General features: G+C 32.0%; 17 protein-coding genes. 11 read left to right on the top strand and 6 right to left on the bottom strand.

Annotated elements, in window-relative coordinates:
* The first annotated feature begins 50 nt into the window (after nt 1-50).
* From N5D46_RS01245 to N5D46_RS01215, 7 genes are all read left to right on the top strand, one after another.
* Nucleotides 51-380 carry an iron-sulfur cluster assembly accessory protein gene (locus N5D46_RS01245; protein ID WP_114999854.1) on the top strand — a complete coding sequence of 110 codons (330 nt, stop codon included), beginning with the start codon at nt 51-53 and terminating at the stop codon, nt 378-380.
* Between the two features lies 1 nt (nt 381).
* Nucleotides 382-1236: a hypothetical protein gene (locus tag N5D46_RS01240; RefSeq protein ID WP_280048960.1), complete on the top strand. Its 855-nt coding sequence runs from the start codon at nt 382-384 to the stop codon at nt 1234-1236.
* 4 nt (nt 1237-1240) lie between these two features.
* The gene (sufB, locus tag N5D46_RS01235) at nt 1241-2698 is read left to right on the top strand and encodes a Fe-S cluster assembly protein SufB (RefSeq protein ID WP_114999857.1); all 1458 of its coding nucleotides are present in this window, start codon (nt 1241-1243) and stop codon (nt 2696-2698) included.
* Nucleotides 2699-2742: 44 nt separating this feature from the next.
* Nucleotides 2743-3087: a four helix bundle protein gene (locus N5D46_RS01230; RefSeq protein ID WP_219035200.1), complete on the top strand. Its 345-nt coding sequence runs from the start codon at nt 2743-2745 to the stop codon at nt 3085-3087.
* Nucleotides 3088-3126: 39 nt separating this feature from the next.
* Nucleotides 3127-3882, top strand: a complete 756-nt coding sequence (sufC, locus tag N5D46_RS01225) for a Fe-S cluster assembly ATPase SufC (protein WP_219035199.1) — start codon at nt 3127-3129, stop codon at nt 3880-3882.
* A 78-nt stretch (nt 3883-3960) separates the two neighbouring features.
* Nucleotides 3961-5280, top strand: a complete 1320-nt coding sequence (gene sufD / locus N5D46_RS01220) for a Fe-S cluster assembly protein SufD (protein ID WP_219035198.1) — start codon at nt 3961-3963, stop codon at nt 5278-5280.
* A 136-nt stretch (nt 5281-5416) separates the two neighbouring features.
* Nucleotides 5417-6640: a cysteine desulfurase gene (locus N5D46_RS01215; RefSeq protein ID WP_125349071.1), complete on the top strand. Its 1224-nt coding sequence runs from the start codon at nt 5417-5419 to the stop codon at nt 6638-6640.
* Between the two features lie 77 nt (nt 6641-6717).
* On the opposite strand, the gene ssb is transcribed toward N5D46_RS01215, so the two are convergent.
* The 3 genes from ssb to N5D46_RS01200 all read right to left on the bottom strand — a co-directional run bounded on the left by ssb (nt 6718) and on the right by N5D46_RS01200 (nt 8277).
* On the bottom strand, nt 6718-7044 hold the full coding sequence (ssb, locus tag N5D46_RS01210; RefSeq protein WP_125349072.1) for a single-stranded DNA-binding protein: 327 nt from the start codon (nt 7042-7044) through the stop codon (nt 6718-6720).
* A gap of 80 nt (nt 7045-7124) precedes the next feature.
* Nucleotides 7125-7508, bottom strand: a complete 384-nt coding sequence (locus N5D46_RS01205; protein WP_125349073.1) for a DUF3037 domain-containing protein — start codon at nt 7506-7508, stop codon at nt 7125-7127.
* Complete coding sequence (locus tag N5D46_RS01200; RefSeq protein WP_125349074.1) at nt 7486-8277, bottom strand: HipA family kinase; 792 nt, start codon at nt 8275-8277, stop codon at nt 7486-7488. The genes N5D46_RS01205 and N5D46_RS01200 overlap by 23 nt, the downstream gene beginning before the upstream one ends.
* A gap of 109 nt (nt 8278-8386) precedes the next feature.
* On the opposite strand from N5D46_RS01200, the gene N5D46_RS01195 reads away from it, so the two are divergent.
* The gene (locus N5D46_RS01195; RefSeq protein ID WP_280037656.1) at nt 8387-9034 is read left to right on the top strand and encodes an ElyC/SanA/YdcF family protein; all 648 of its coding nucleotides are present in this window, start codon (nt 8387-8389) and stop codon (nt 9032-9034) included.
* A gap of 38 nt (nt 9035-9072) precedes the next feature.
* Here the strand turns inward: N5D46_RS01195 and N5D46_RS01190 are convergent, their stop codons facing one another.
* From N5D46_RS01190 to N5D46_RS01180, 3 genes are all read right to left on the bottom strand, one after another.
* Nucleotides 9073-9603 (bottom strand): adenine phosphoribosyltransferase, encoded by a 531-nt coding sequence (locus tag N5D46_RS01190; RefSeq protein ID WP_038333586.1) that lies wholly within the window; start codon nt 9601-9603, stop codon nt 9073-9075.
* A 93-nt stretch (nt 9604-9696) separates the two neighbouring features.
* Nucleotides 9697-10125: a thioesterase family protein gene (locus tag N5D46_RS01185; RefSeq protein ID WP_280048959.1), complete on the bottom strand. Its 429-nt coding sequence runs from the start codon at nt 10123-10125 to the stop codon at nt 9697-9699.
* A gap of 84 nt (nt 10126-10209) precedes the next feature.
* Nucleotides 10210-10470: a hypothetical protein gene (locus N5D46_RS01180; protein ID WP_038333588.1), complete on the bottom strand. Its 261-nt coding sequence runs from the start codon at nt 10468-10470 to the stop codon at nt 10210-10212.
* Nucleotides 10471-10725: 255 nt separating this feature from the next.
* Here N5D46_RS01180 and dnaA point away from each other — a divergent pair, with 255 nt between their 5' ends.
* Genes dnaA through N5D46_RS01165 form a run of 3 tightly spaced genes read left to right on the top strand, consistent with a single transcriptional unit; the run spans nt 10726 to nt 13335 of the window.
* The gene (gene dnaA / locus N5D46_RS01175) at nt 10726-12153 is read left to right on the top strand and encodes a chromosomal replication initiator protein DnaA (protein WP_280049001.1); all 1428 of its coding nucleotides are present in this window, start codon (nt 10726-10728) and stop codon (nt 12151-12153) included.
* A gap of 18 nt (nt 12154-12171) precedes the next feature.
* Nucleotides 12172-12618, top strand: coding sequence for a low molecular weight protein-tyrosine-phosphatase (locus tag N5D46_RS01170; protein WP_114999878.1), 447 nt, complete (start codon nt 12172-12174; stop codon nt 12616-12618).
* A 9-nt stretch (nt 12619-12627) separates the two neighbouring features.
* Nucleotides 12628-13335 (top strand): SAM-dependent methyltransferase, encoded by a 708-nt coding sequence (locus tag N5D46_RS01165; protein WP_114999880.1) that lies wholly within the window; start codon nt 12628-12630, stop codon nt 13333-13335.
* Nucleotides 13336-13544: the final 209 nt, after the last annotated feature.

The raw sequence follows: 13544 nt of genomic DNA, 5'->3' as shown, positions 1-13544 counted from the left end.
ATTTGAAGTCATTTTAAATAAGTATCTTTGCAATATAAAATTAGAATAAAATGATTAAGGTTTCAGAATCAGCAAAAAATAAAATAATTTCACTTTTACAAGAAGAAGGAACTTCTATCGAAGAATCTTTTGTACGTGTAGGAGTAACAAGTGGAGGATGTTCAGGTTTAAACTATAATTTAGAGTTTACAAAAGAACAAAGTGCAGATGATAAATTATTCGATGACAATAATGTAAGAATTTTGGTTGACAAAAAATCATTCTTATATCTTGTTGGAATGACATTAGAATATTCGGGAGGATTGAATGGAAAAGGTTTCGTATTCAATAATCCAAATGCATCGCGCACGTGCGGTTGTGGAGAAAGTTTTGCTGTTTAAGATGAAAAAAATAGCTTTATTCGTTACGTTTTTGATTGGTTTTGTTGCTTTTGGACAAAATACAATTGTAGAAAAAGATTTGATGGTTTTTCAACCAACCGAATCTTCAAAAAAATTGAATAAAGTCTATTCAGAACAACTATTTTTCGGTTTGTTTAATGTAAAACCTTTTATAAAAGCGTTGGATTTAGACGAATCAAAAATCAAAACAATCACCATTACCAATGCATCAAACAAAAAAGTTGCGTACAAAGCAAATTATGATGTGACAGGAAATCTTCTTGATTTTGAATTGACAGATGAGGTTGCAACACCAACTAAAGTAAGTTATACGTACAAAGATGGTGTAATTTCTGCCGAAACAATAGCAAGAAAAGGAAGTGAAGTAAAAACAAATCAATTCTTTTATGACCAAGAAAATATGTATGTCAAAAACGGAAATAAACTTTTTGATATCATTTGGTTAGAAGGAGATGTGATGTTGAAGAAAACCTATATGGAGCAGAAAATTGGTTTCGAAGACCGAGTAATGCACGATTGTAGAATTACAAAATCATTAGGTCAAGACATTAATAAGATTTGTTATAGCAGTTCAACATTTAAGGTGCCATTCAAAATAAAAGAATATACACCAGATGTTGCGCCAAAAACAGAAAGAATTAATTTGGCAGAAGGACCTTGGTCAGAAATTAAATTAATTGCTCAAAATAAATATCAGATTTCGAAAAATAATCAACCACAATTTGAGGTGATTTTAGATCAAAATCAACGATTAAAAGAATTCAAATTTTTAGGAAATAAAGCTGATAAACAGCAACCTTTACAGTTTAATTTTACCTATACATTTTATAAATAATAAGATGAGTAACACAAAATATACAGAAGACGATCTACGTGAAGATCTTGCTAGCCAAAAACAATATGAGTTTGGTTGGACGACTGAAATGGAATATGAAGAATTCCCAGTTGGATTGAATGAAGATATCGTGCGTGCTATTTCAGCCAAAAAAGAGGAGCCTGAGTGGATGACGGAATGGCGTTTGGAAGCTTACCGCGCTTGGGTTAAAATGGAAGAACCAGAATGGGCAAACGTAACTTACGAAAAGCCAGATTTTCAGGCTATTCAGTATTATGCAGCTCCAAAACCAAAGAAAGAATTAGCAAGTTTAGACGAAGTTGATCCTGAATTATTAAAAACTTTCGAGAAATTAGGAATTTCTTTAGATGAACAAAAACGTTTGTCTGGAGTTGCGATTGATGTGGTTTTTGATTCAGTTTCAGTAAAAACAACTTTCCGCGAAACATTAGCAGAAAAAGGAATTATTTTTATGTCAATTTCGGAAGCAATTAAAGAACATCCAGAATTGGTGAAAAAATACATTGGTAAAGTAGTTCCGCCAACAGATAACTTTTATGCAGCTTTAAACTCGGCAGTTTTCTCGGACGGATCATTCTGTTATATTCCAAAAGGTGTTCGTTGTCCAATGGAATTATCAACGTATTTCCGTATCAACTCTGCAGGAACAGGACAGTTTGAGCGTACTTTATTAATTGCGGACGAAGGTGCTTATGTTTCGTATTTAGAAGGTTGTACAGCGCCAATGCGTGATGAAAACCAATTACACGCTGCTGTGGTTGAGTTAATCATTATGGATGATGCTGAGATCAAATATTCTACTGTACAAAACTGGTATCCTGGTGATGATAAAGGAAAAGGTGGAGTTTTCAACTTTGTAACAAAACGTGCAGTTTGCGAGAAAAATGCAAAAGTATCGTGGACGCAAGTTGAAACAGGTTCTGCGGTAACATGGAAATATCCATCTTGTATCTTAAAAGGAGATAATTCGGTAGGTGAGTTTTACTCAATTGCGGTAACAAATAATTATCAACAAGCGGATACAGGAACAAAAATGATTCACATCGGTAAGAATACGAAATCGACAATTATTTCGAAAGGTATTTCTGCTGGTAAATCTCAAAACTCTTACCGTGGTTTGGTGAAAGTGATGAAAAACGCTGAAGGAGCACGTAACTTCTCTCAATGTGATTCATTGTTGATGGGTAACGAGTGTGGTGCGCATACTTTCCCTTACATCGAAATCGAAAATAAATCGGCTCAATTAGAACACGAAGCAACAACTTCTAAAATTGGTGAAGATCAATTGTTCTATTGTAATCAACGTGGTATCGATACTGAAAAAGCGATTGCATTAATCGTAAACGGATTTAGCCGCGAAGTATTAGACAAATTACCAATGGAGTTTGCCGTTGAAGCGAAAAAATTATTAGAAATCTCATTAGAAGGTTCTGTAGGATAGTTATTAATAATGAGTTGATGTGATAATTTGTTAATGAGTTAATGATGGAAAAAGATAATATCATTTTAAAATTAACTTTAGAATTTTCACTATTAATTATAGAATATTGTGAAGAACTTGAATTGGATAAGAAATTTGTTATTTCAAATCAATTATTAAAATCAGGAACTTCAATAGGAGCAAATATTAGAGAAGCTCAAAACGCTGAAAGCTTGAATGATTTTATTCACAAGTTTAAGATTGCAGCAAAAGAAATTGATGAAACCAAGTATTGGTTAGAATTATGTCAATTATCTAAAAATTATCCAAATACAGAAAGTTTATCTGATAAATTGGTAAACATTTCTAAAATTGTGAATAAAATTATAAGTACATCAAAATCAAGATAATTAAAGAATTATCACATTAACTAATTTACAAATTAGATTATGTTATTAAATATAAAAGACTTACATGCTCGTATCGAAGAGCGCGAAATTTTAAAAGGTTTAAACCTTCAAATTAATCCAGGTGAAGTTCACGCGATTATGGGACCTAATGGTGCAGGAAAATCAACTTTATCTAACGTTATTACAGGTAAAGAAGATTACGAAGTAACCGATGGTGATATCGAGTTTGATAATGAATCAATCTTAGAATTAGCACCAGAAGAAAGAGCACAAAAAGGAATTTTTATGTCTTTCCAATATCCAATCGAAATTCCTGGAGTTTCTGTAACAAATTTCATCAAAACTTCTATCAACGAAACGCGTAAAGCGCAAGGTTTAGAAGAAATGGGAGCTTCAGAAATGTTAAAAGAAATTCGTGCAAAAGCAGAATTATTAGGAATCAAAAAAGATTTCTTATCTCGTTCACTTAATGAAGGTTTCTCTGGAGGTGAGAAAAAACGTAACGAAATTTTCCAAATGTTAATGTTAAACCCAAAATTAGCGATCTTAGACGAAACTGATTCTGGTTTAGATATTGATGCTTTACGTATTGTTGCGGATGGTGTAAACGAATTCAAAAATGAAAACAATGGAGTGTTAGTAATTACACACTACCAACGTTTATTAGACTATATCGTTCCTGATTTTGTACACGTTTTAGCAGACGGAAAAATCATTAAATCTGGTGGTAAAGAATTAGCTTTAGAATTAGAAGCAAAAGGTTACGACTGGGTAAAAGAAGAAGCAGGAATCTAAACATTTTGTAAAATGTAAAATGTATTAAGTCCAAAGTACTTTTTACTTCTTACATAATACATTAATACAATATCTAAAATGATTGATTTAAAAGAAAATTTAGTTTCTCGTCATTTAGTGTTCAACGAAAAAAACAAAGTGAATAAAGAAATCGAAGGTTTACGTCAAGAAGCCATCGAAATCTTTAATCAAAAAGGTTTTCCGACACGTAAAGACGAAGAATGGAAATATACAAATCTTGCTCCTTTGTTGAAGGTGGATTACAAATTGTTCCCAGAAGACGAAGTTGCAATTGAGTACAAAGACATCAAGAAATATTTGATTAATGATATCGATACGTACACAATCGTATTCATTAATGGAAAATATTCTTCGTTTTTGTCAAATACAACACATGATGAAGCTGATATTTGTGTCTTGTCAAGCGCAATGCATAAAACAACTCATCAAGCTGTAATTGAGAATTATTACGGAAAAATTGCGAAAAAAGGTGAAAGTTTAGTTGCTTTAAATACAGCTTTTGCAAAAGATGGAGCTTACATTTATGTTCCAAATAATGTAATTTTATCTAAGCCAATTCAGATTGTTTATTTCTCAACAGGAGCTTCTCAAGAAGCGATGTATCAACCACGTAATTTGGTTGTAGTTGGAGATAATGCGCAAGTTCAAATTATCGAAAGACATCAAACATTAGACGAAAAAGCAAACTTAACAAATGTTGTTTCGGAGGTGAATGTTGGACGTAATTCTGAGATTCATTGGTACAAATTCCAAAATGATTCTAACGATGCTTCTTTAGTTGATAATACATACATCAATCAAGAAAGAGATTCTCGTGCCAATGTATTTACGTTTGCTTTTGGAGGAAAAATTGTACGTAACAATTTGAATTTCTTCCAAAATGGAGAAAATTGTAACTCTGTAATGGACGGAATTACGGTGATTGATGGAAAACAACATATCGATCATCATACATTTGTGGAGCATAATTTCCCGAATTGTGAGTCGCACGAATTGTACAAAGGAATTTATGATGAGAAAGCGCAAGGAGTTTTCAATGGTAAAATCTATGTTCACAAAGAAGCGCAAAAATTGAATGCATTCCAACAAAATAATAATGTTTTATTATCTGATGGAGCTTCAATTAATACAAAACCTCAATTAGAGATTTTTGCTGATGATGTAAAATGTTCGCACGGATGTACAGTTGGACAATTAGAAGAAGAATCTTTGTTCTATATGCAACAACGTGGTATTCCAAAGAAAGAAGCGAAAGCAATGTTATTGTATGCCTTTGCTGCAGACGCTTTGCGACATGTACAAATTCCACAAATCTCAAATCGAGTTAACTCTATAATTGCAAAAAAATTAGGAGTTAGTTTAGATTTCGAATTATAAAATATAGTTCTGAGTTATAAGTAATAAGTTTTAAGTTGAACTTATTTTGAAATATAAAGTAAGTATTTGAAACTATTTTGAATACTTACTTTTTTATTACACATCACTCATAACTCATTACTCAAAACTTAAAAAAATGTCAATAGATATTCAACAAATAAGAAGTCAATTTCCAATTTTAAATAGAGAAGTCAACGGAAAACCATTGGTTTATTTAGATAATGGTGCAACTTCTCAAAAACCGAAAGTTGTTTTAGATGTTTTGGACGAATATTACGAAAAGTACAATGCAAATGTACATCGTGGAATTCATACATTAAGTCAAGAAGCAACAGATTTGATGGAAGAATCGCGTCGTAAGATTCAGAAATTTATCAATGCGAAACACGATTACGAAATTATTTTTACGCGTGGAACGACGGAAGGAATTAATTTAGTTTCTAATTCACTTCGTAATGTTTTATCAGCCGATGATGAAATTATTATTACCGAAATCGAGCATCATTCTAATATCGTTCCTTGGCAATTGTTGTGTCAGCGAACTGGTGCTAAACTAAAATATATTCCGTTAACTGCAGAAGGTATTTTGGATATTGAGAAGTTGGATGATTTATTGACAGATAAAACCAAATTAGTTTGTGTTAATCAAGTTTCAAATGCATTAGGTGTTATAAATCCGATCAAAACAATTATCGAAAAAGCGCATGCAAAAGGTGCTTGGGTTTTGATTGATGCGGCACAATCTGCTCCACATACTGCAATTGATGTTCAAGCAATGGATTGTGATTTCTTGGTTTTTTCTGGTCATAAAATGTACGGTCCAACTGGAATCGGTATTTTGTATGGAAAAGAAGATATTTTGAATGAATTACCACCTTTCCACGGAGGAGGAGAGATGATAAAAGATGTAACAATGGAGGTTTCAACATACGCTTGTTTACCTTTCAAATTCGAAGCTGGTACACCAGATATTGCAGGAATTATCGGACTTGGAGCTGCGGTAGATTTTATCAATTCTATTGGAATGCAAACGATTCACGATTACGAAAAAGAATTGGTAGATTATACAATTCAACGTCTATCAGAATTTGATGAAGTGGAGATTTATGCAAAAGATGCAGAACATTCTGGCGCAGTTTCTTTCAACTTAAAATTTGACGGCGTTCATTCATCTGATGTCGGAATGATTTTGGATAAAAAAGGAATTGCTGTTCGTACTGGTCATCATTGTGCACAACCAATTATGCAGCATTTCAATATTCCGGGAACGGTACGAGCTTCATTCGCTGTTTATAATACAAAAGAAGAAATAGATACATTTATTGAAGGTCTAAAAACCGCGATTCGAATGTTAGGATAATTCATATTCCAAATTTATTTTGGAATCTTATAAAATAATAAAAGGGAAACATCACTGTTTCCCTTTTATTTTAAACGCTAAAGAAGTACAATTTCATCAATTATAATTTCTGTAATCGTTTTTTGTTGACCATCTTTATCTTGATAATCTCGGTAAGTCAATTTGCCTTCTATAGCAAGTTGCTTCCCTTTTTCTACATGTTTTTCGATCACATTTACAATTGGTCCGTAAGCAACTAAATTGTGCCACGTCGTTTGCTGAACTTTCTCACCTTTGCTATTTGTGTAGCTTTCGTTCGTTGCTAGACTAAATTTTGTAAACTTCTTTTCGTTTTCTAATGTTTTAACATCAGGATTGCTACCAACATTCCCAATTAGCTGAACTTTGTTTCTTAATGTACTCATGGCGATAAATAATTTAAAATTAATGTATGACCAAATTTAAGAAAATATTTTTAAAACATTCGTTTTTAAGCGTTTAACTTTTATAAAACATGTTCTTTATATAATTGATCCAAGGTTTTATCAAGGTTTGTTGTTTTACCAGGATGCGGACGAGAACTTTGGATAGACGAACTTCTGACAGCTGTTAACCAACGAAAACGTTCAGGGGTTTCGAAATTAGATACAGCAGATTCGGGATGAATTCCTTCGGCAATTTTAGACAAAGCATTCAAATTACTGTCAATAAAATCAAGATCTAATTCGTGGCAAAAAGCATTGATTCTACTATCATTAATAAAATATTTTACTTTCAAATAATCTTCTTTTTTCGAAAATAAAATTACTCCAACATTGATAAATTCTTCGCGTTCAACTTTAGGAACCAAACGAAGAATTGCATACTCATATAAGATTTTTTCTGGCATTATTCGCTTCGTTTATAAAAAGTTCGGAATGTTGTAATCGTGTTTTGATAAATGTTTTGTAAACCGTTCTCATTTCTTCGTGAGTAGCATGTGTAACTTCTGTTTCTAACCATTCATCAGGAATCAAATCGACAATTTTATCAATGATTTCATCATTCAAAATCACTTTAAATTCTGCATCAGCTTCTTCAAGTTTTGTAGCATTTTTCAATAGAACATGGTCTTTAATTGGCGTAAAGGGAGCAAGAGCTGCTTTTTCCCAATTGTCCCACGAATGATGAAAATAATAGGAAGCACCATGATCAATCAACCACAATTCTTTGTGCCACATTAACATATTTGTATTGCGAAAAGTACGATCAACATTCGTCAAAAAAGCATCTAACCAAACAATTTGAGAAGATAATTTATCATCAATTTTCATTACAGCAGGATCATAATTGATTGCACCAGATAAATAATGCAAAGCCAAATTAGTTCCTTCGCTAAATTTTAACAAATCCTGAATTTCTTCATCAGCTTCGGATTGACCAAAATATTCGTCCAAATTTGCAAAAACTAATTCAGGAACTTTAAATCCTAAAACACGTGCAATTTCTCCTCCTAACAATTCGGAAATCAACATGCGAGGACCATGACCAGCACCTTTAAATTTTAAAACATATTTAAAACCGTCATCTGCATCAGCTAGTGCAGGCAAAGAACCTCCTTCGCGTAAAGGTTGCAAATAGCGTTCAACGGTAACTGTTCTTAACTCAATCTCATTCATTTTCTAAAATTACGATGAAAAATTTAAAATAATTTTCACATTTATAATTTTTAAATATCACTAAACTTATAGACTTTTGAATGTTAAAATTTTTTAAAACAAAAGATAGTTGAGTAAACTTGTCAAAATAGGAAGATTTGTAATGCGTAAAAGTATGTTTGTCGTTGGATTAATAGCGGTTTTTACTTTGATCGTTGCATTGATTATTCAAGTTTTTACTTCGTATTACATTTACAATTATCAAGGAAATATTCCGTCAAATTATCGTGTGGCAGTTGTTTTTGGTGCAAAAGTGCAAGCTAATGGACAACCAACGCGTTTTCTAAAAGATCGTTTGGATGCTGCAATTCGACTTTATAAGGAAGATCAAGTGGATGTGATTTTACTTTCTGGAGAAAAACTTCACGAAAATTTTAATGAAATTGATGTGATGGAAAAATACTTGTTGGATAGAGGTGTCAAAATTGAAGATACTTATCTAGATGGAGCAGGTTTGGATACATATAGCACAATCTACAGAACCAAAAATATTTATCAATTTGATAAAGTGATTTTAATTTCTCAATCTTATCATCTCAAAAGAGCGCTTTTCTTAGGAAAAGTTTTCGGATTGGATTGTATTGGATATAATGCGGATAGCGGACCTTATAAAACGGAAGGTAAACAGAGTTTTAGAGAAATTTTAGCGAATATAAAAGCTTTGTTGGATATTGGGAATGAAAGAGCGCCAGAAGTGATTCTAGCGCCTAAAAAATAAAAAAAACTCCGCTCAAAATTTTGAGCGGAGTTTTTAGTTTAATATTCTGTTAAAGTAACAATATCAGTTGTAAAAGATGTTAATTTATCTTTTCCGTTTAAGAAAGTCAAATCAACAATAAAAGAAAACTGTGTTGTTTTTCCACCACATTTTTCTACTAATTTAGCACAAGCTTCGGCAGTTCCACCAGTTGCTAAAACATCGTCGTGAATTAGAACTCGCGCGCCATCTTTGATGTAATTCGAATTTACTTCGATAGTTGCTTGTCCATATTCCAAATCATAAGATTGACTAATTGTTGGAGGAGGTAATTTACCAGCTTTACGAATTAATACAAAAGGAACTTTTAATTTTTGTGCAATCTGAATTCCGTACAAAAATCCACGGCTTTCAATTCCACAAACAATATCCACTTTACCTTTTGCTTTTTCTACAAAAGCGTCTACAATTTCATTCGAAAGTTCAGAATTTAAGAACAATGGAGTAATGTCTTTGTAGACAATTCCTTCTTTTGGAAAATCGATAACGTCTACAATCGTTTGATTGATTTTTTCTTGAAGTGTTGACATTCGTTTTTAATCATGTTTTGTTAAGGAACAAATTTAATGAGAAATCATTTGCAAGAATTTGTTTTAACGAATAATTAATGATTCTAAATAATATTATAAACCTAAACTTGTCCAAATACGTTCTGGAATACGAACAGGACGACGAGTTTCGGCATCAATACAACATAAAATAGTGTATCCTTGATTAATTATTTTTCCCACTTCATTATATATATTGTAATCAAATCGAATGCGAACACCTTTGTCGCGCTCATGAACTGTTGTTTCAATTTCAATTAATTCATCGTATAAAGCGCTACCAATATATTTTGTATGCATTTCAATAATTGGCATCTGAATTCCCATTGCTTCCAATTCGGCATAAGGAAAACCACGCTCACGCATCAATTCTACACGACCAATTTCATAAAACTCAGGATAATTTCCATAATAAACCACTTTCATTTGATCGGTGTGTTTATATAGAATACGAGTTTTGGTGCGAAAAACATTTAATTGTTCGGTTTCTTCTATCTTCTCCATAATTTTCTAAAACATCATTTTAATCTTCAAAAGTAGAGAACAAAAAAAAGACTTTATCATTAATTATATAAAAAATGAAAAAGTCTATTCAGTAATTTTTTTGTAATCCATCCAACTAAAAGAAGTTTGCGAAGAATCTTTTTGCTCTTCTTTTAAGAAATCATATTGAATTTGAATAATTGTTTTGAAAGTAGGATTTGCTATTTCATAATAAAAAGTCCTTACATTTTTTTCTTCACCTTGTTCAATTCGTAAAAGAGAAAAATTATTTTTGATGCCCAAATCATTTAAATGATTTTCTACTTTGATAATTGCGAAGTCAATTTTTTCTTGTGTAATTTCCATAGTGATACAAAAATAAGAATTAATAGTTTTATAAGCCAAAATATGTCCGAAAAGATTATCTTTGCAGTATTTTTATTTTATCTAAAACTACTTATTGATTATTTTTAATTATACAAAGTATTTTTTAATATATCAATACCTAAATCATTTTTTTTATTCAAAATTTGTTCACAATTTTGTAGAGAAGGGTTGATGAAAATTTAACATTGACTTTCAGTATTTTACATTAAAACTTAAGCACTTTTGGACAATATTATGACGATAACTGCAAATTCTGTGTGGGAAAAATGCTTGTCTTTTATAAAAGACAACATTGCAGAAGATGCCTTCAATACTTGGTTTGTACCGATACGTCCGGGCAAACTAAATAATAATGTTTTAACAATACAAGTACCAAGTAAATTTTTTTACGAATGGTTAGAGGAGCATTATATCAAAATTTTAAAAAGTGCCTTACAAAAAGAATTAGGTTCTGATGCAAAATTGGTATACAGTATTTTGATGGATCAAAAGTCGCAAGGACGTGAGCCATTCACGGTACGTATTCCAAGTTCGAACAAAGAAAAACCTCGCCCACAAGAGGTAGAAGCGCCAATTAATTTGCAAGCTGGTAAAATGATGAATCCTTTCGTTATTCCAGGATTGCAAAAATTAAAAATTGATTCGCAATTAAATCATAATTATACATTCAATAATTTTATCGAAGGAGTATCAAATCGATTAGCTCGTGCGGCTGGTCGTGCGATTGCCAAACGCCCAGGAGGGACTTCGTTCAATCCTCTATTCATCTATGGTGGAGTAGGATTAGGAAAAACTCATTTGGTGCATGCGATAGGTTTAGAAGTAAAAGATTTACATCCAGAGAAAACTGTTTTGTATGTTTCAACTGAGAAATTTACACAACAATTTATAGAAGCTGTAAAAAATAATAATCAAAATGATTTCATTCACTTTTATCAAATGATTGACGTTTTGATTATGGATGATATTCAGTTTTTATCTGGAAAAGCAAAAACGCAAGAAGTTTTCTTTCATATATTTAACCATTTACATCAAAGAGGAAATCAGATTATTTTGACTTCGGATAAATCTCCAGCAGATATTCAAGATATGGAAGATCGTTTGATTTCTCGTTTCAAATGGGGATTATCAGCCGATTTACAAAATCCTGATTACAATACACGTCTTTCTATTCTGAAACAAAAATTAGAAAACGATGGTATCGAATTTCCTGATGAAGTAATGGATTATATTGCACAAAATATTGATACAAATGTGCGTGAATTAGAAGGTTCATTAAACTCTATTATTGCGCAAGCAACATTAAATAAACGTGAAATTACGTTAGATTTAACTGCGCGTACGTTATCAAAATTAGTACAAACAGCTCGCAAAGAAATCTCGATTGATTATATTCAGAAAACAGTTTGTGAATACTTTAAAGTGAAGATTGAAGATATTCAGTCTAAAACACGTAAACGTGATGTGGTGCAAGCGCGTCAATTAGCAATGTATTTTGCAAAACAATATACAAAAGCGTCTTTGGCAAGTATTGGAACACAAATTGGTAAACGTGATCACGCAACAGTTTTACACGCTTGTAAAACAGTGAAGAATTTACAAGAAACGGACAAGCAATTCCGTGGTTATATCGAAGATATTTCACGTAAAATTGCAGATTAATCTATAAATATTTTTTCAATGAAAATTTTGATGGTTTGTTTAGGTAATATTTGTCGTTCTCCGTTGGCAGAAGGAATTTTACAAGCAAAGGTTGGCGACAATCATTTGGTAGATTCTGCTGGTACGGGTGATTGGCATGTTGGTGAACAACCAGATAGACGCTCGGTTGCGGTTGCTAAAAAATATGGTGTTGATATTTCTGATCAACGTGCCATGCATTTCAATCCAGTTTTTTTCGATGAGTTTGATTTAATCTTTGCAATGGATGAACAAAATTTAATCGATTTGCAACAATTGACTCGAAACGAAGAAGAGCAAAGCAAAATTAAATTGATCTTGAAAGATGGAATAGGGCAAACGCAAAATGTACCTGATCCTTACTACGATGGTGAAGATGCTTTCGAGCATGTTTACCAATTATTATATGAAGCCACAGACGGAATCATCAAAAAATACAATCTTTAAAATTATACAATGAAAACGGCTAAAGTTTATTTGATTCCTTCACTTTTAGGTGAAAGCGAACACAGTAGAGTATTGCCTTTATACAATCTTGACGTTATTCGTGCAATTGATACGTTTGTGGTAGAAAACGAAAAATCTGCTCGTAAATTTATCAAACAAGTTTGCCCTGAAAAAGTTCAAGCCGATTTAGATATTTACATTCTAAACAAAGATACAGAGCCAGAAGAAATGTTAGATTTGATCAAATTATTGGATCAAAACAAAACGATCGGAATTATTTCCGAAGCTGGTTTACCTGCGGTTGCAGATCCAGGTGCACAGCTGGTAAAAGTTGCGCAACAGAAACGTATTCAGGTTGTGCCTTTGGTTGGTCCATCGTCTATTTTGTTGGCGTTAATGGCTTCTGGAATGAATGGTCAAAACTTTGCTTTTCACGGTTATTTACCAATCGATAAGACCGAACGTAAAAAGAAATTAGCACATTTAGAAGCTGAAAGTTCGAAGACTGGAATTGCTCAAATTTTTATGGAAACGCCTTATCGTAACAATCAAATGGTGGAAGATTTAACGAAGATTTTTCGTGCCGAAACTAAGATTTGTGTCGCGTGTCATATTACATTAGAGGACGAAGATATCCGAACATTATCTATTAAAGAATGGAAAAATGAAAAGTATGATTTTCATAAACGTCCTGCTATTTTTGTGATGCAAGCTTAATATAATTATAATTTAAAAAATAATAGATCAACACTTCGTGTTTCTTTTCGCGAGTCGTTTATCCAAAGTAAATAAAATAGCCAACTTAAATTTAAGTTGGCTTTTTGGTATAATCAGTTTTTGTGGTGGAAATAATTAAAGGTATTAAAATATTTTAACGATTAGATTTTATAATTTATTCAAATTCAACCTATATTTAAGTTAAAATC

Source organism: Empedobacter sp. GD03865 (genome assembly GCF_029840775.1).
GTDB classification, from domain to species: Bacteria; Bacteroidota; Bacteroidia; order Flavobacteriales; family Weeksellaceae; genus Empedobacter; species Empedobacter falsenii_B.
Note: the sequence above shows the minus strand (reverse complement) of the source record. Positions and strands in the feature narration are given on the sequence as shown.